The 15,414-nt window shown below is 60.0% G+C and carries 18 protein-coding genes, 1 tRNA gene and 1 pseudogene; 15 read left to right on the forward strand and 5 right to left on the reverse strand.

The window, feature by feature from the left end; genetic code table 11:
* Positions 1-23: 23 nt before the first annotated feature.
* The 10 genes and pseudogenes from Q8M73_00865 (at position 24) to Q8M73_00910 (ending at position 9,064) form a co-directional block, all read left to right on the forward strand.
* Positions 24-686 (forward strand): MazG family protein, encoded by a 663-nt coding sequence (locus Q8M73_00865; GenBank protein MDP2287104.1) that lies wholly within the window; start codon positions 24-26, stop codon positions 684-686.
* On the forward strand, positions 683-2,311 hold the full coding sequence (locus Q8M73_00870) for a DUF885 domain-containing protein (GenBank protein MDP2287105.1): 1,629 nt from the start codon (positions 683-685) through the stop codon (positions 2,309-2,311). Before Q8M73_00865 ends, Q8M73_00870 begins: the two co-directional genes overlap by 4 nt.
* Before the next feature lie 57 nt (positions 2,312-2,368).
* Positions 2,369-3,646 carry a phosphopyruvate hydratase gene (eno, locus tag Q8M73_00875; GenBank protein ID MDP2287106.1) on the forward strand — a complete coding sequence of 426 codons (1,278 nt, stop codon included), beginning with the start codon at positions 2,369-2,371 and terminating at the stop codon, positions 3,644-3,646.
* 31 nt (positions 3,647-3,677) lie between these two features.
* Positions 3,678-4,124: a septum formation initiator family protein gene (locus tag Q8M73_00880; protein ID MDP2287107.1), complete on the forward strand. Its 447-nt coding sequence runs from the start codon at positions 3,678-3,680 to the stop codon at positions 4,122-4,124.
* Positions 4,114-4,536 (forward strand): annotated as a pseudogene (locus tag Q8M73_00885) (DUF501 domain-containing protein). Before Q8M73_00880 ends, Q8M73_00885 begins: the two are co-directional and overlap by 11 nt.
* A gap of 6 nt (positions 4,537-4,542) precedes the next feature.
* Positions 4,543-5,526 (forward strand): Ppx/GppA phosphatase family protein, encoded by a 984-nt coding sequence (locus Q8M73_00890; protein MDP2287108.1) that lies wholly within the window; start codon positions 4,543-4,545, stop codon positions 5,524-5,526.
* A 53-nt stretch (positions 5,527-5,579) separates the two neighbouring features.
* Positions 5,580-6,599, forward strand: coding sequence for a LacI family DNA-binding transcriptional regulator (locus tag Q8M73_00895; GenBank protein ID MDP2287109.1), 1,020 nt, complete (start codon positions 5,580-5,582; stop codon positions 6,597-6,599).
* A gap of 40 nt (positions 6,600-6,639) precedes the next feature.
* Positions 6,640-6,713, forward strand: a tRNA-Leu gene (locus Q8M73_00900).
* A 69-nt stretch (positions 6,714-6,782) separates the two neighbouring features.
* Positions 6,783-8,123, forward strand: coding sequence for a DUF2130 domain-containing protein (locus Q8M73_00905; GenBank protein MDP2287110.1), 1,341 nt, complete (start codon positions 6,783-6,785; stop codon positions 8,121-8,123).
* Positions 8,124-8,212: 89 nt separating this feature from the next.
* Positions 8,213-9,064, forward strand: coding sequence for a Bax inhibitor-1/YccA family protein (locus Q8M73_00910; GenBank protein MDP2287111.1), 852 nt, complete (start codon positions 8,213-8,215; stop codon positions 9,062-9,064).
* On the opposite strand, the gene Q8M73_00915 is transcribed toward Q8M73_00910, so the two are convergent.
* Genes Q8M73_00915 through Q8M73_00925 form a run of 3 tightly spaced genes read right to left on the reverse strand, consistent with a single transcriptional unit; the run spans position 9,061 to position 11,213 of the window.
* Positions 9,061-9,369 (reverse strand): hypothetical protein, encoded by a 309-nt coding sequence (locus Q8M73_00915; GenBank protein ID MDP2287112.1) that lies wholly within the window; start codon positions 9,367-9,369, stop codon positions 9,061-9,063. The two genes, Q8M73_00910 and Q8M73_00915, sit on opposite strands and share 4 nt — an antisense overlap.
* Position 9,370: 1 nt before the next feature.
* A complete protein-coding gene (gene msrA / locus Q8M73_00920; protein ID MDP2287113.1) occupies positions 9,371-9,934 on the reverse strand; it encodes a peptide-methionine (S)-S-oxide reductase MsrA in 564 nt (187 codons plus the stop codon).
* On the reverse strand, positions 9,927-11,213 hold the full coding sequence (locus Q8M73_00925; GenBank protein MDP2287114.1) for an MFS transporter: 1,287 nt from the start codon (positions 11,211-11,213) through the stop codon (positions 9,927-9,929). The genes msrA and Q8M73_00925 overlap by 8 nt, the downstream gene beginning before the upstream one ends.
* Positions 11,214-11,237: 24 nt before the next feature.
* Between Q8M73_00925 and Q8M73_00930 the strand changes: the two genes are divergently transcribed.
* Together Q8M73_00930 and Q8M73_00935 are read left to right on the forward strand one after the other, a co-directional pair.
* Positions 11,238-11,744, forward strand: a complete 507-nt coding sequence (locus Q8M73_00930; protein MDP2287115.1) for a TIGR04338 family metallohydrolase — start codon at positions 11,238-11,240, stop codon at positions 11,742-11,744.
* Positions 11,734-12,519 (forward strand): DUF2786 domain-containing protein, encoded by a 786-nt coding sequence (locus tag Q8M73_00935; protein ID MDP2287116.1) that lies wholly within the window; start codon positions 11,734-11,736, stop codon positions 12,517-12,519. Before Q8M73_00930 ends, Q8M73_00935 begins: the two co-directional genes overlap by 11 nt.
* On the opposite strand, the gene greA is transcribed toward Q8M73_00935, so the two are convergent.
* Positions 12,516-13,007, reverse strand: coding sequence for a transcription elongation factor GreA (greA, locus tag Q8M73_00940; GenBank protein MDP2287117.1), 492 nt, complete (start codon positions 13,005-13,007; stop codon positions 12,516-12,518). The two genes, Q8M73_00935 and greA, sit on opposite strands and share 4 nt — an antisense overlap.
* 41 nt (positions 13,008-13,048) lie before the next feature.
* The gene (locus Q8M73_00945; GenBank protein ID MDP2287118.1) at positions 13,049-13,513 is read right to left on the reverse strand and encodes a DUF4307 domain-containing protein; all 465 of its coding nucleotides are present in this window, start codon (positions 13,511-13,513) and stop codon (positions 13,049-13,051) included.
* A 68-nt stretch (positions 13,514-13,581) separates the two neighbouring features.
* Between Q8M73_00945 and mca the strand changes: the two genes are divergently transcribed.
* The 3 genes from mca to Q8M73_00960 are packed head-to-tail and all read left to right on the forward strand — an operon-like array spanning position 13,582 to position 15,410.
* Positions 13,582-14,466, forward strand: a complete 885-nt coding sequence (gene mca / locus Q8M73_00950; protein MDP2287119.1) for a mycothiol conjugate amidase Mca — start codon at positions 13,582-13,584, stop codon at positions 14,464-14,466.
* 19 nt (positions 14,467-14,485) lie between these two features.
* A complete protein-coding gene (locus tag Q8M73_00955; GenBank protein ID MDP2287120.1) occupies positions 14,486-14,653 on the forward strand; it encodes a hypothetical protein in 168 nt (55 codons plus the stop codon).
* Positions 14,631-15,410, forward strand: a complete 780-nt coding sequence (locus Q8M73_00960; GenBank protein MDP2287121.1) for an SURF1 family protein — start codon at positions 14,631-14,633, stop codon at positions 15,408-15,410. Before Q8M73_00955 ends, Q8M73_00960 begins: the two co-directional genes overlap by 23 nt.
* Positions 15,411-15,414 lie beyond the last annotated feature (4 nt).

Consider the following 15,414-nt stretch of genomic DNA (forward strand, 5'->3'; position numbering starts at 1 on the left):
ATCACGCAGACGGGGGACGGCTCGTGACGACGCAAAGCCAACTGCTTGAACTCGTTGCGATCATGGATCGACTGCGCTCTCCTGGTGGTTGTCCTTGGGACGCCGAGCAAACCCATGAGTCGCTGCTCGAGTACCTCGTCGAAGAGACATACGAGACGGTCGAGGCAATCGAATTGCAGGATCGCGCAGGCTTGCGTGAAGAACTCGGTGATCTCCTGCTGCAGGTGGTGTTCCATTCGCGCATTGCGCAAGAGCATCCAAGCGATCCGTGGACGATTGAAGAGGTCGCTGGCGGCATTGTCGAGAAATTGATACGGCGGCATCCGCATGTGTTCCTCGAAGGCGACCAAGCCGATGCAAATTTGAACTGGCATGAGCGCAAGGCGGCCGAGAAAGGGCGCGAGTCGGTTACGGACGGCATTCCACAACAGCTGCCCGCGCTATTGCTTGCCGGCAAGGTCATCGCGCGCACTAAGGGCCTGGCATCGCAGATCGAGCCCACCGCGCAGCGCATCCGAGCCGAGGAACTTGCCCAGAGCCTGCACTCTGAAGAGCAACTCGGTGATCTGCTCCTTGAACTCACTGCATTGGCACGCATGCGCGGATGGGACGGCGAGTCTGGACTGCGTGGAGCTGTGCGACGCCGGGTGTCTGAAGTGCGTGCACTTGAAGGTCTCGCACCGTGAAAGAGGCCTTGGCCCGAGTAGCACGTGCGGCGATGTCGGACATGCTGCGCGCTGAGCCCATCAGGGCCACCGGCATGGGAGAGCACATCCATGACGGTCAATTGCCGGACTACTCATCGGCAGCCCGAGCTGCCTTGCACGACGCCTTGGTCGAACATCTTTCGGCGCTCGACGCCATAGATGATCTTGAGTTGGATCACTCGGACAATGTTGACCTTGACATCCTGCGTGCAGCGCTTCTTCGATCGATCTTTGAGGTTCGCGAGGTGAAGGCAACCACGTGGAATCCCATGGTGTGGAATCCGGGTTCTGGCCTGCACCTACTCCTGGCCAGAGAATTTGCCCCTCTTGCAGTGCGCTTAGCCTCGGCGCGCTCTCGACTTTCGCAGATTCCTCGCTTTCTCAACGACGCTCGCCTCGAGCTTGATGAGATGCCGAGAATTCACGTCGAAACTGCAATCGGTCAGTTCCAAGGCACTATGCATTTGGTGGAGAACGAACTCGCCGAACAACTCGGCCCTGACTCCGCTGAAGTACGAGACGCACTGGCTGCCCTGCAGAGCTTCATTGACTGGCTCACTTCGCAATTGCCGGTAGCGCAGCGGGATCCAAGGCTCGGCACCCATCTCTACGCAGCCCTGTTGTGGCACAGCCTGGACGACGCAACGCAGCCGACGGTTCTCCTTGAGCAAGCCAACTCGCATCTGGAGCTCGTGGAGTCACAACTCATCGCTGCTGCAGCTGAATACCAGGGCCAGCCGATCGACACTCCCGGCCTTGTAGCCAAGGCCCTGGCAGACATCGCTGAGCGGTACCCGGTCAGCAACGAGCAGGTACTAGCGCAGGTGTCGGCTGCGCTGGATCGCACGGTCGCATTTCTCGGCGTCGTGCCGCTCGTGGATATGCCTGAGACCGACGTGAAAGTCATTGAGATGCCGGAGATTCATCGCGGCGTTGCTGTGGCGTACTGCGATTCTCCGGGCCCCTTGGAGGCAACGCAGTTGCCGACTTTCGTTGCCGTGGCCCCCGCGCCCGCGGATTGGAGCAGCGAGCGCGTTGCCTCCTTCTATCGCGAGTACAACGGAGTGCAGCTGCACGACCTCACCGTGCATGAGGCCTTCCCAGGACATGTGTTGCAGCTGGCGCATTCGCGCATCGCGGAGCGCAACGCCCGGATTCGTGCCTTCGGACGAAGCAGCGTGTTCATTGAGGGCTGGGCCGTCTACTCAGAAGAGCTGATGGTTGAAATGGGATACAGCCCTCTGGATGACCCAAAATCAGCACAGGCTCTGCGCTTGCAGCAGCTCAAGATGCAGGCTCGCATGACGATCAACGCCATCCTGGATGTCCGGGTGCACACCCATGACATCGAAGAGGAGGAGGCACTTGCTCTCATGATGAAGCGAGGTTTCCAGGAGGAGGGTGAGGCGGTAGGCAAATGGCGTCGTGCCTTGCTGACGGCCGGTCAACTTCCGACCTATTTCGTTGGCTATTTCGCTGTCAAGGAGTTGGCCGCTGATCTGCGCGTCATGCATCCTGATTGGACAGACCAACAAGTGCACAATCTACTGCTGAGCTACGGCTCGCCTGCGCCACGGCACGTCCGGTCCTTGCTCGGGCTCTGAGTTGCGACTGCCGCACACCGGACGAGCAGGCTTTGCGACCTCCCGTAGGCTGCGCGCATGGCTTCCATCGAATCCGTAATTGCCCGCGAGATCCTCGATTCACGAGGCAATCCCACCATCGAAGTCGAGATGCTGCTCGACGATGACACCGTCTCCCGAGCGGCCGTGCCTTCAGGCGCGTCCACCGGAGCTTTTGAAGCGTCCGAGCGTCGCGATGGTGGCCCACGTTATGGCGGCAAGGGCGTGCTTGATGCCGTCGAAGCGGTCGAAGTCGAGATTGCGCCTGCCATCTTGGGTCTGGATGCCGCAGATCAGCGAATCATCGATCAGGTCATGCTCGATCTGGATGGCACGCCGAACAAGTCGCGTCTGGGGGCAAACTCGATCCTGGGGGTCTCCCTTGCCACAGCGAAGGCTGCCGCTCAATCTGCGGGCCTGCCACTGTTTCGTTACGTAGGCGGACCCAACGCCTACCTGCTGCCCGTGCCGATGATGAATATTCTCAATGGCGGTGCGCACGCTGACACTGGTGTGGACATTCAAGAGTTCATGATCGCCCCAATTGGAGCGGCCACCTTCAGCGAGGCATTACGCCAGGGCACTGAGGTCTACCACTCATTGAAGAGCGTGCTGAAGAAGGCAGGCTTCTCCACCGGGCTTGGTGACGAAGGCGGTTTTGCTCCGGACCTTCCAAATAACCGTGCCGCCCTTGAGCTCATTGCGCAGGCTGTTGATGCAACAGGACTCACACTTGGTGTCGATATCGGCTTGGCCCTGGACGTCGCCTCCACCGAGTTCTTTGAGAATGGCGCTTACCAATTTGAAGGTGCTTCACGCACAGCAGAGCAGATGACTGAGTACTACGCAGCTCTGCTTGATGATTTCCCACTGGTGTCCATTGAAGACCCTCTGGCTGAAGACGATTGGGCTGGTTATCGCCACATCACCGATGCGATCGGCTCACGCGTGCAACTCGTAGGTGACGATCTCTTCGTGACGAATCCGGAGCGTCTTGCGCGCGGTATCAAGGAGAACATCGCAAACAGCTTGCTCGTCAAAGTGAATCAGATCGGCACGCTCACTGAGACTCTTGATGCAGTCTCCCTTGCGCAGACAAATGGCTATCGCTGCATGATGTCTCACCGCTCCGGTGAGACTGAGGACACGACTATTGCTGACCTCGCAGTGGCAACCAACTGCGGTCAGATCAAGACTGGAGCACCAGCTCGGTCCGAGCGCGTGGCCAAGTACAACCAGCTGCTTCGCATCGAAGAAGAGCTCGACGATGCTGCGCGTTACGCAGGTGCGCTCGCCTTCCCGCGTTTCGCTCGCTAGTGCACCTGCCTGACCGTGCGACCATCATCACGTGAGTGCTCCCCTCCTCGCGCCCAAGCGGCGTGCCGCTGTCACAGGTCGCGCGGTAGTGCTCCTGCTGGTCTTTGGTGCCCTTGTGTTCACCCTCGCTGTGCCAGTTCGCACTTGGCTGGCTCAGCGCGCGGACATCACCTCGCTTCGAGCTCAGGTCGAGGCAGCGCAGCAGCGAGTGGCTGACCTCACGATTCAAGAACAGCGCTGGGCAGACCCCGCGTTCGTCGCGGCCGAGGCCCGGCGTCGCCTGCACTTCGTTCTGCCCGGTGAGATTGGCTACACAACCCTGGGGGCCGATGGTCGGCCGGCAGCTGAGTCCTTGGCTGAGGCCGCGGCGCATCGCACTTGGGTGGACAAGATGTGGGGCACCTTGCAGGAGGCTGACAACGGAGCTCCTGAAGCCGGATCCATCACTGTGACGCCAGGGGCCACGGGTGGTCTCTGACGATCTGCGCCTCATTGCTCAACAACTGGGACGCAGTGCACGCGGTTTTGCAGGTGTCGCCCATCGATGTGACTGCGGAGCGCCGGACGTCGTGCGCACCTCTCCTCGCCTGCCCGATGGCACGCCATTTCCCACGACCTACTACCTCACCTGTACCAGGCTGGCATCTGCGATTGGCACCCTGGAGAGTCAAGGCCGGATGCGCGAGATGGAAGCGCGGCTGCAGAACGATCCAGAACTCGCCGCGGCCTACCGAAATGCGCATGAGCACTACCTTGCAAGTCGGGCCGAACTCGGTGAAGTCGCCGAGATCGACGGCATCAGCGCTGGGGGCATGCCAGATCGCGTGAAGTGTCTGCATGTGCTGGCTGCCCACGCTCTTGCCGCCGGGCCAGGAATCAACCCGCTGGGCGACGAGGTGCTCGCCGAAGTCGGAAGTTGGTGGCGCACGAATCCATGTGCGACTTCAGCAGTCGCCGCCATCGACTGTGGGACGAATTCGATCCGCCTGCTCATCGCAGAAGTCCCAACTGAAGGCCCCCTGATCGAGATCGTGCGTGAGATGCGCATCGTTCGCCTGGGCGAGGGCGTGGATAGCACTGGCGAATTCGCACCCGATGCCTTGGCTCGCACCTTTGCCGCGTGCGATGAGTATCGCCAGCTCATCGAGCACCACGGTGCCCGAGCAGTTCGCTTCGTTGCTACTTCAGCAAGCCGTGATGTGAGCAACCGAGATGCGTTCATCGCCGGAGTCCGAGATCGATTGGGCATTGAGCCGGAAGTCATATCTGGGACCGAAGAGGCAGAGCTCTCCTTCCTGGGAGCTGTGCGGGGACTTCCCGACCTGGAGTCTCCAGTGTTGGTCGTGGATATCGGCGGTGGATCCACCGAGTTCGTGCTCGGCGAATACCACTCTGATGTTGAAATCCGGGCCGCCGTGAGTGTGGATATCGGGTGTGTGCGCATGTTCGAGCGGCATCTGCTCTCCGATCCAGCGACAGCGGATCAGATTGCAGCGGTTCAGGCCGATGTTGCTGCGGCCTTCAACGAAGCTGAGCAGACGGTTCCGCTGAACAAGGCCCGATCAGTGGTGGGTGTGGCCGGCACCGTCACCACTGTCTCGGCGATGGCTATGGGTCTGCGCGAATACGACCCAGCCGTGATTCACGGCTCAGTGCTGCAGCGCGAACAGATTGAGGCAGTGACCGAGCAGTTCCTCTCGATGCACAGCACTGATCGATCAGAGCTGCCCTTTATGCATCCCGGGCGAGTAGATGTCATCGGGGCCGGATCCCTGATCCTGCGTGAACTTGCCCGCCGAATCAGCCCGAGGCCAGTGATCGTCTCGGAATATGACATTCTCGATGGCATCGTTTACAGGTTGGCATCCGTGAGTTCTTGACCTCAACTCCGCCATCGCGTGTAATCGCTTTAGATGGCTTGAGAGGAGGTCCTATGGGCATCACCATTCGCGATGTCGCACAGGCCGCCGGAGTCTCAACTGCGACTGTCTCGCGCGCCCTGCGTGGCCTGGCCAATGTCGATGAGCAGACACGCGCTCGGGTAGAGCGCGCAGCTGCCGAACTCGACTACGTGATCTCACCAAGCGCCTCACGGCTGGCAAGTGGCCGCACTGGCAGCGTCGCCGTGGTCACCCCTCACATCGCTCGCTGGTTCTTCTCCACCGTGCTGTCAGGAGTGGAATCGACTCTGCAGGGCGCTGGTATCGATCTGCTGCTCATGACCGTCAGTGCGCCCGATTCTCAGCACCGGCTTGCTCCGGCCCCGCGATTGCGCCGACGAGTAGACGGTGTGCTGGTGATCGCGATGCCGCCTGAGGATCAGCAACTGCACGACGTCATCAAGCTCGATCTGCCGACCAGTCTCATCGGCGTCAGCGTTGACGATGTACCCAGCGTCACTATCGACGATGTCTATGCAGCCCGGATGGCCACGCAACATCTCATCAATCTTGGCCATAGGCGCATCGGTCTCATTGCCGGTTCCGCGAGCCGGGCGCGATTCACCGCGGAGTTTGACCGACACCTCGGATTCGTCTCAGCCATGACTGAAGCGCAACTGCCTATCGATCCGAGTCTTGAATCCCTCGGCTATTTCACTTCAACCGGCGGCGAGCAGGCCATGACCGCGATCCTCGCGCAGCGCGAACGACCAACGGCAGTGTTCTGCATGTCAGATGAGATGGCATTTGGGGCCATGCGCGCGCTCAGAAGTCATGGGCTGCAGCCCGGACGGGACATCTCGCTCATTGGTGTCGATGGGCACGACATGTCCGAGCTGCTCGAACTGACCACCGTTGAACAACCCGTCCACGACATGGGTCGCATCGCCGCCGAAGCGCTGCTGGTGCAGCTCAATTCTGAGTTGCCGACCCGCGCTGAATCCATCGTCTTACCCACGCGCCTGGTCGTGCGCACATCAACTGCGCAACTTGGCCCAGGCGCGAACCTCTGAGCGTGGTTGTGCCCTGAGCGCCCCATACGCTCATCCCCACGCCCCTGTAGTCCAACTGGCAGAGACACCCGGCTTAAACCCGGCACAGTATGGGTTCAAATCCCATCGGGGGCACTGTCGATAGCGAGGATGCAAGCTGGACCGTGGGTAGGCTTGGAGTCGTGAATTCGGGGGATGGCCATCATGCGTGAGATCAGATGCCCCCACTGCGGCAAGGCATTCACCCTCGATGAGGCTGGCTATGCCGACATCGTCAAGCAGGTCCGTGACAGCGAGTTCGAACTGCAGCTGCATGAGCGCCTCGAGTTGGCCGAGCAAGACAAAGTCAGGGCGCTCGAGCTCGCCGAGGTCAAGGCCTCCAGTGAGTTGTTGCAGGCCGCGGCAATGAAGGATGCCGAGATCAGGGAGCTTCAAGGCAAGCTCGACGCTGGAGATATCGCGCTCAAGCTTGCCGTCAATGAGGCCCTTGGCGCGGTCGCCAAGGAGCGCGACGTGCTGGCAAATGAACTCGAGCAGGCCAAGATTGAGCGGGAGACCGCTCTAGCACTGGCCGAGGCAAAACTCGTCGGTGTCCAGGCAGCTCAGTCATTGGCGATCACCGAAGCTGTCATTGCAGTGGAGAAGGAGCGCGACGAACTCAGGAGTGGCTTGGAGCGGGCCGAGCTCGAGAAGCAACTGGCCGAAAGCTCACTCAAGGACAAGTACGAGACCCAGCTCAAGGATCGCGAAGAGCAAATTGAGCGTCTCAAGGATCTGAAGGCGCGGCTCTCGACCAAGATGGTCGGCGAAACCCTCGAACAGCACTGTGAGACCGAGTTCAACCGCATTCGCGCTACCGCGTTTCCCAGTGCGTACTTTGAGAAGGACAACGACTCCAAGTCCGGCAGCAAGGGGGACTACATCTTCCGCGAGGCCGATGAATCGGGTACCGAGATTGTCTCGATCATGTTCGAGATGAAGAACGAGTCCGATGGCACGGCAACAAAGCAGAAGAACGAGGACTTCCTCAAAGAACTCGACAAGGATCGAACCCAGAAGGGCTGCGAGTACGCAGTACTGGTCTCAATGCTCGAGCCTGACAGTGAGCTGTACACGGGCATTGTTGATGTCTCGCACCGCTTTCCCAAGATGTACGTTGTCCGCCCGCAGTTCTTCATTCCGATCATCACGCTGCTTCGCAATGCTGCTCAGAACTCTGTCAAATACAAGAGTGAACTGGCGTTAGTGAAGGCGCAGAACATCGATATCACGAACTTCGAGAGCGAGTTGGAGACATTCAAGTCCGGCTTTGGCATGAACTTCGACCTCGCGTCCAGGCACTTCCAGACGGTGATCGATGAGATCGACAAGTCCATTGATCACCTGCAGAAGACCAAGGAGTCGCTCCTAGCCACCAGCCGGCAGCTTCGACTTGCCAATGACAAGGCACAGGATGTGACGATCAAGAAGCTGACCAAAGGCAATCCCACAATGGCGTCGAAGTTTGCCGATGCCAGGAACCTGGAAATCGAAGGCGGCAACTGAACGGGCTCTGATTTTCCGCGGCGAGCTTCCTAGCCAGGGATCGACGCCGGGTATTTGCAAACGGGAAACTGCCGACATACCGTCTACCCATGGCCACCAACAGCAGGTTCAACGAGTCGAACAACCCGGTCCTTTCGCGATACGAAAAGGCAGACCAGCCTGGCTTCGCGTACGACGAAGGTCGCTCCGCTTTGAAGCAGGCAACGGGCGCCGGTGGAGCAAGCACTGATCAGGCTTTTGACGTTCTCACGGCCGGGGGCGGCCTGCGGCTGACTCTCAATGACGTCATCATCAAGTCGACTGGCATTTTCGCTGTGACAGTTGTTATGGCAGTGGTCGGCTGGAATACCTTCGAGGCCGCTCCCTACCTGATGTGGATCGCTGCAATCGTGGGGCTTGGCCTCGGATTCGCGAATGCCCTCAAGCGTGAAGTGTCTCCGATTCTCGTGATTGTCTACGCGGCAGTTCAGGGCATCTTCCTTGGCGGCATCAGCACTTGGTACAACTCCTACGCCGAATCAGTGAACTATCAGGGCCTGGTCCAACAGGCAGTCCTGGGCACCATGACCGCTTTCGCAGTGATGCTGCTGCTGTACGGCACCGGCATCATCAAAGTCACCGGCAAATTCAAGCGGATGATGATGATTGCTCTGGTCAGCTATGCGTTCATCGCCTTGGCTTCGCTCATCAGCGCGCTCTTTGGCACCGGTGGCGGCTGGGGCTTCTACGGAGTTGGCGTCTGGGGCCTGCTGCTGTGCCTGATCGGCGTGGCTCTGGCGTCACTCACCTTGGTTCTGGACTTCGAGGCGATCAAGCAGGGCATAGCCCAGGGCGCACCGGAGCGTGAATCCTGGCGAATGGCCTTTGGCCTGCTCGTGACCTTGATCTGGCTCTACTTGGAGATCCTGCGCTTCCTGGCGATCTTCGCCGGTCGCGACTAAGGCAATTGCTGGCGGGCCAATGTCAGCGCATTGAGCCCGGAAACAAGTCCTTCTTCTGTAGGTGCGTCGTTTCGCAGGTCTGTGCCGAGCACCATAATCACGTCGCCGTATGCCCAGGTGTTGAGCGTCGGCACTGTGGCTGGCGCGGGGCTTCCGAGAGTTCGTGAACAGTCGAGCAGTTCTTTGGCGAGCATTTCTACGATGGACTGCGACGCCTCAAGCCGATTGATCGGCATTGAACGAAGTCGATCGACTACTCGGCGCAACTCAGTGTCGTAGGAGTCCGAGATCGAATGGCCTTGCACGCTAGGCGAGCTCTGGAAGCGCAACACCGGTCATCGAATGGCAGCGGTAGCCGTTGGGATTCACCTCGAGATAGCGCTGGTGGTACGGCTCTGCGACGTAGTAGGCAAAGTCGGCCGCTGGTGCGATCTCAGTGGTGATCTCGCCGTATCCGCGAGCGAGCAGTTCTGCGTTGTAGAGATCTCGGGTTCGCCTGGCCAGTTCGAACTGCTCATCAGTGGTCGTGAAGATTGCACTTCGGTACTGAGAGCCAACATCGTTGCCCTGACGCATGCCCTGCGTGGGGTCGTGCCGCTCCCAGAACTGCTGCAGAATTTCCAGGGTGCTGATCTTTGCAAGGTCGTAGGTCACACTGACGGTCTCGGTGTGGCCGGTGCGGCCGGTGCAGACCTCCTGGTAGCTGGGGCTGACGCGATCGCCGCCCATGTATCCGACGCTGGTGTCCACGACCCCGTCCTGCAGCCAGAAGATCTCTTCGGCCCCCCAAAAGCAGCCCATAGCCAGATAGATCGTTGCGTTGTCCACAACTGTATTCGACATGAAGGAAGGGTACGCCGAACTAGGCATTGACTTGGGCGGGAGTGCGCACCCGACCCAGGGTCTCTGGCATCACCCAGATGACGACGACCGCAACAAGGGAAAGCGCTGCGCCGACGCCAAAGGCCCAGTCGTAGTCCAGGCTGTCTACCAGGAAGCCGGCGGCCAGTGGCCCAAGAATCATCCCTAGGTCGGAGGTCATCTGGAAGGTAGCGACCACGATGCCGCCGCGACGTCCGCCGACGATGTCGCCGACTACCGCGGCAGGAGCCGAACCAAGGAATGCCGCACTGACCCCTTGGACAGCCATGGACAGGAAGAACAGCGCCGGGCCGATGAGGCTGGCGGTACCGAATCCATTTGCCAGGATGTCGGCCGCGGTGAGAATCACCATGCCGATGAACAGCGTGACCGTGCCGATACGCATGGCCTTGCGGCGGCCCACGGTGTCCGCCATCCGTCCGGCAGGCATCAGAAGAATTGCTTGCACAACTGCGGCCAGCAGGAAGCCGAAGCCGGCCATCGACGCACCGCGATCGAGTCCTTCGGTGATGAACAAGGGAACGATCGAGATGCGCAGTCCGAATGAGACGAAGCCTCCGACGAGGCTGACCATCAGTGCGGCGCGGTAGGCGCCATCCCTGAGGGCGTCGCGAAGCGACTCTTCAACTTCTGCTTCTCCACCCGAAACCTCTTCTTCAAGTTGTTGCAGCTTTGCTTTGGAGAGGAACACCATGCTGACGACTGAGGCCACGGCGAGGCTGCCGGCATAGATGAAGAAGGGTGCCCGGATCGAAATGGCAACGACGAGCCCGCCAAGTGCCGGGCCCGCAACACCCCCGAGCAGGAAACCGCCTTGGAAGGCGCTTGCCGCCCGACCTCGTTGGTCAGGCTTGGCTACGCGCAGCAAGAGGGACATTGCCGAGACAGTGAACATCGAGGAGCCGATGCCCGAGATGCCACGCCAGAGCAGTAACTGCCAGTAACTGGCGCTCATGCCGGCCATCAGGCTCGTCGCCGAGACCATGATCAAGCCACTCGAGAGGATGAGCCGCTCACCGAATTTATTGGCCAGGATGCCCGAGACCGGCGACATCATGAAGCGCGACAGAGCCATGACGGAAATGACGGCACTTGCTTCCAGAGCATTCACGCCGAAGGAACGAGCAAATACCGGGATGGCCGGAGCCAGGATTCCGAATCCGATCGCGACAAAGAAAGCAATGGCCGACAGGACCACCACTTCGCTCGGGAGATCGCGCAGCCACGGGGAGCGTTGCAGTACGTGGTGCGGGCGCCAAGAACTCATCGGCGTTGACTCTATCCTCGACCCGTGGCGTCCAGAGGGCTTTCGACGGGGATCGACAGCGATCGCCAGTTGGTCTATTCGGTTGAGGATGCATGGGCCAAGGCCCTTGATCGAGGAGGCCTAGTTGACTTCTTCGGCTCCAATTTCACCCTGCCAAGACAACGGGTCCTTGGGGATCTCAATGCTTTGCAGCGCACAGCTGATGCCTGGCTGTCCAGTGCCGCCTGTGCTGTCTGGTACCCGGCTCGTGAGGAGTTGCTGATCCGCGCGCGCAAGGGTCAGAGTCGGGCGCACTACGAGTCCACAGGGGTGATTGCCATCCCATTGCAATCGGCCTGGGCCTGCCGGGAGTCAGTGCTGGCGCATGAGGTCGCACACCATCTTTCGTGGAAGTCACAAGTGGCAGCGCATGATGCGAGTTTTCGACTGGCGATGACGCGGGTGGCCGACATTGCCTTTGGGCCGCAGGCCGCGTTGCTCCTGCGAGCTGGATATGACGGTGCAGGGTTGGCGGTCGCGCATGTCGATTGAGCGCATCAGTGCGCTGCTGGCCAAGGCCGAACGCACAGACAATGAGCATGAAGCCGAGGCCTATCTGATGAAAGCGCAAGCCCTTGCTACTGCAGCGAGCATCAGCCTCGCCGTTGCTCAGGCGCACAAGGAAAAACGCCAGGAGCGAACTCAGCCTCAGTCGCGCACGATCATCATCGGCGAGAAGGGCAAAAGAGCTAATCAGCATCTGATCTCGATGTTCATCGCTGTGGCGCAGGCAAATGATGTGAAAGTTGATATCGCCTCGAACTCGACCTTCGTCATTGCCTATGGAATGCCTTCAGACGTCGATGTCGTTGAAGCGTTGTTTACCTCGCTCGCGGTGCAGATGATCAACTCTGGTCACCGTTGGGTGGCACAGGACAGTTGGCGCGGTGACACCTACGTTGCTGTTACTCGAGTGCGTGGTCGCTCGGTGCGCAAGGTGCGTGCGCACACTGCGCACACCGTCCGTGTTGCCTTCTATCGCTCCTACATCGAGCGCATCGGCGAACGCCTGCAGCAGGTCCGCTCAGAGGTCTTCACTTCGGAGGGGGTCCAGTCGTCGGCTGCTGCGCTTGTGTTGCGTGACAAGGAGTCGGAGATCACGGCATTCCATCAGCAGACCAGCCAGGCGCGCGGCAGTTGGCAGGGCTACTCGGGGCAGATGCGCGGAGATCTTGGCACGGCGACGAAGGCAGGCCGCAGGGCTGCTGATGCCGCGCGCTTGTCTCAACAGGCAGAACTGGGCGAGCGGTCGATGCTCGCGCGCTAGTGGATGTACGCCTCGACCTTGCGAATCTCCACGGTGATCTCCTTGCCATTGGCAAGGGAGTACGACGCGGAGTCGCCTACCCGCTTGCCTACCAGAGATGCGCCCAGCGGCGACGTCGGTGAGTACACATCAATCGACGCGTGCGCGGACTCTTCACGTGATCCCAGCAGGAATATCTCCTCGTCGCCACCAGCGGTGAAGACAATCGTGACGACCTTGCCTGGCGCAACTTCGTCATCCTCAGACTCAGGGACGCCGATCCTGGCGTGCTCCAGCAGTTGCTTGAGCTGGCGGACGCGGGCTTCGTTCTTGCCCTGCTCTTCACGGGCAGCGTGGTAACCGCCATTCTCCTTGAGGTCACCTTCTTCGCGCGCAAGCTCAATCCGCTTGGTGATCTCAACGCGAGTCGGACCAGTGCGCTCGGCGAGCTCAGCCGCCAAGCGGTCATGAGCTTCCTGGGTAAGCCAAGTCACGGCATGGTCAGTCATAGCGGGCAAGGTTAGTGCTTTGTGCGGCAAGCCAATAGTGGTTAGGCGCGCCAAGGCTGACTTGGAGGGATCACGCCCTCAGGAAATTGCGGAGCCTGCACGGGCTTGTCTCCGCAGCCAAGCACTTCAACGGTGTAGGCAGCGATAGCTGTGCGCAGTGGGTAAGTGACAGTGGCCGAACCATCAATCGGTGTCACGTCAACCCTGGCGTAGCCCACATCTGCGCGGGATTGATCCTGGGCGCGAAGGGTGCAGGTGATCGGCGTGTCATCGACCGCATGCACCCGGAACGTCACGTCGACCCGGTCGGCCGCCAGGACCTTCCATGTCAGCAGACTGAAGTCGACCTGCGGCCGGGTGACCTGGATGGCGACGAAGACCAGAATCAGCGCGAAGGCAATAGCCAAGGCGTAGGTGGTGATTCGACCAGTGATCGACTTGTGATTGAGCCCGTAGCGCTCGACCATTGCTGGGGAGAGTTGCTCCTTGCGGAAAGGGCTGGTCATGGTGACCCCATTCTCGGGCTTGGGTAGCCGCGCGCAACGCCCGGTATGTCACTTGCGAGACTAGGCCGGTGAAACTCCCGCTTCGCCTCATGGCAATTCACGCTCATCCTGACGATGAAGCGAGCAAGGGCGCGGCCACGATGGCCAAATACGTGGCTGAGGGCATCGATGTCATGGTCGTGACCTGCACTGGTGGCGAACGCGGAGATCTGCTGCACAACGCTGCTGAGGAAGAGGTCAAGGAGCACGGCTTGGCAGAGGTCCGGCGCCGCGAGATGGCCAAGGCCGTAGAAATCCTGGGTGTTCGTCATGCCTGGCTGGGCTATGAGGACTCGGGATTCCCGGATCCTGAAGTTGACCCGCCGCTACCGCTTCCCGAGGGTTGTTTTGCCGACCTTCCGATCGAGGTCGAGCTGGTTCCGATGGTCCGTCTGCTGCGCGAGTTCCGACCTCAGGTGGTGACGACCTATGACGAGAATGGTGGCTATCCGCATCCGGATCACATCCGCGTGCACACCCTGACGATGGCCGCCGTGGATGCGGCAGCTGATCCCGGCTTTGACAGTGATCTTGAGCCTTGGACGGTTTCCAAGATCTACTACAACATGACGTTCACGCGAGGTCGCGTGTACGCGATGCACGAGGCGATGATTGAAGCCGGTGTCGAATCGCAGTACACCGATTGGATCAAGCGGATGGAATCGCGACCTGACGAGTCGCATCGCATCACGACGAGTGTGAACGTGGCTGATTTTTTTCCGCAGCGTGATGCTGCACTGCTTGCACACCGCACGCAGGTCGATCCGTCCAGCCAATGGTTTGCTGTGCCCACTGAGGTTCAGGCACGCATTTGGCCTACGGAGGAATTCCAGCTCGCAAAGTCTCTCGTACCAACGGATCTTCCCGAAACTGATCTCTTTGCCGGATTGAGGACTGATGTACCTGCTCACTGAAGCTGCTAACGACGAAGCCATGAGGTCCCTCATCGACAAAGCCGGTCCAATCGCGATGCTGTTCGTCGTGTTGATCGCCGTCGCTTTGTTTTTCTTGTTCAGGTCGATGAAGCGTCAACTCAAGCGAGTCGATGAGCATTTCCCCACTGATCCACCAAGTGTTGATGGCAACGCCCGCACCGAGTGACCTTTGGCACTTAGCGCTGACCCCGCGATTCTTGATTCGCGCAGGGTTAGCGCTGTTGTTGATCGGCGCCTTTGCCTATCTTGGTCATTGGCAGTGGGAGCGAACCCAAGATCTTCTGGACTCTGAGCGTGCCGCGTTGGCCGAAGTCGTCGCAGTCGACGGGCTCAACCCTCTAGGTCAAGATTTGACCAGCGAGACTGTCGGAAGAACTGTTACAGCAGTTGGCACCTACCAAGCAGAGCAGCAGCGGATCGTCGTCCACAGAGGCTTTAACGACAAGTCGGGCGTGTGGGTGGTCACGCCGCTTGTTCTGGATGACGGGAGTCTGATTGCTGTCATGCGCGGCTGGCTGCCCTCTGCACAGACATCGGAACTCCAGCCTCCGCCAGGCCAGGTGCGTATCACGGGAGTCCTGCAGGCAGATGAGTCCTTCTACAAGGGCGAGGCAACTTCCGTTGGGCAGATCGCGGCGATCTCCCAGCAGAGCCTGAATTGGGGTCCACAGGCTCGATCGGGCTTCATCGTTCTTGCCTCGCAGAGACCGCAATCCCAAGGCGCCCCAACGCCAGTGCCGATTGATCCTCAGTCGGCTGAGGTGGCATTTCCCTTTCAGAACTTCTTCTATGCATTCCAGTGGTGGGTCTTCGGGCTCTTCGTTCTCGCGGTCTACCTACGGTGGTTGTGGTTGGACGCACAATTGCTGAAGGAGGAGGAAGGTGCACCTCCGCCTGAACCTGCTGAACCGGTGCTTGACTAGCCTT

The organism is Actinomycetota bacterium (genome assembly GCA_030684515.1).
GTDB lineage: Bacteria > Actinomycetota > Actinomycetes > S36-B12 > S36-B12 > UBA11398.

Coding starts and splice junctions, on each gene's coding strand:
- eno (MDP2287106.1), top strand. CDS start 2,369: ATGGCTTCCATCGAATCCGTAATTGCCCGCGAGATCCTCGATTCACGA.
- Q8M73_00895 (MDP2287109.1), top strand. CDS start 5,580: ATGGGCATCACCATTCGCGATGTCGCACAGGCCGCCGGAGTCTCAACT.
- Q8M73_00905 (MDP2287110.1), top strand. CDS start 6,783: ATGCGTGAGATCAGATGCCCCCACTGCGGCAAGGCATTCACCCTCGAT.
- Q8M73_00910 (MDP2287111.1), top strand. CDS start 8,213: ATGGCCACCAACAGCAGGTTCAACGAGTCGAACAACCCGGTCCTTTCG.
- msrA (MDP2287113.1), bottom strand. CDS start 9,934: ATGCCTAGTTCGGCGTACCCTTCCTTCATGTCGAATACAGTTGTGGAC.
- Q8M73_00925 (MDP2287114.1), bottom strand. CDS start 11,213: ATGAGTTCTTGGCGCCCGCACCACGTACTGCAACGCTCCCCGTGGCTG.
- Q8M73_00935 (MDP2287116.1), top strand. CDS start 11,734: ATGTCGATTGAGCGCATCAGTGCGCTGCTGGCCAAGGCCGAACGCACA.
- greA (MDP2287117.1), bottom strand. CDS start 13,007: ATGACTGACCATGCCGTGACTTGGCTTACCCAGGAAGCTCATGACCGC.
- Q8M73_00945 (MDP2287118.1), bottom strand. CDS start 13,513: ATGACCAGCCCTTTCCGCAAGGAGCAACTCTCCCCAGCAATGGTCGAG.
- Q8M73_00955 (MDP2287120.1), top strand. CDS start 14,486: ATGAGGTCCCTCATCGACAAAGCCGGTCCAATCGCGATGCTGTTCGTC.
- Q8M73_00960 (MDP2287121.1), top strand. CDS start 14,631: ATGGCAACGCCCGCACCGAGTGACCTTTGGCACTTAGCGCTGACCCCG.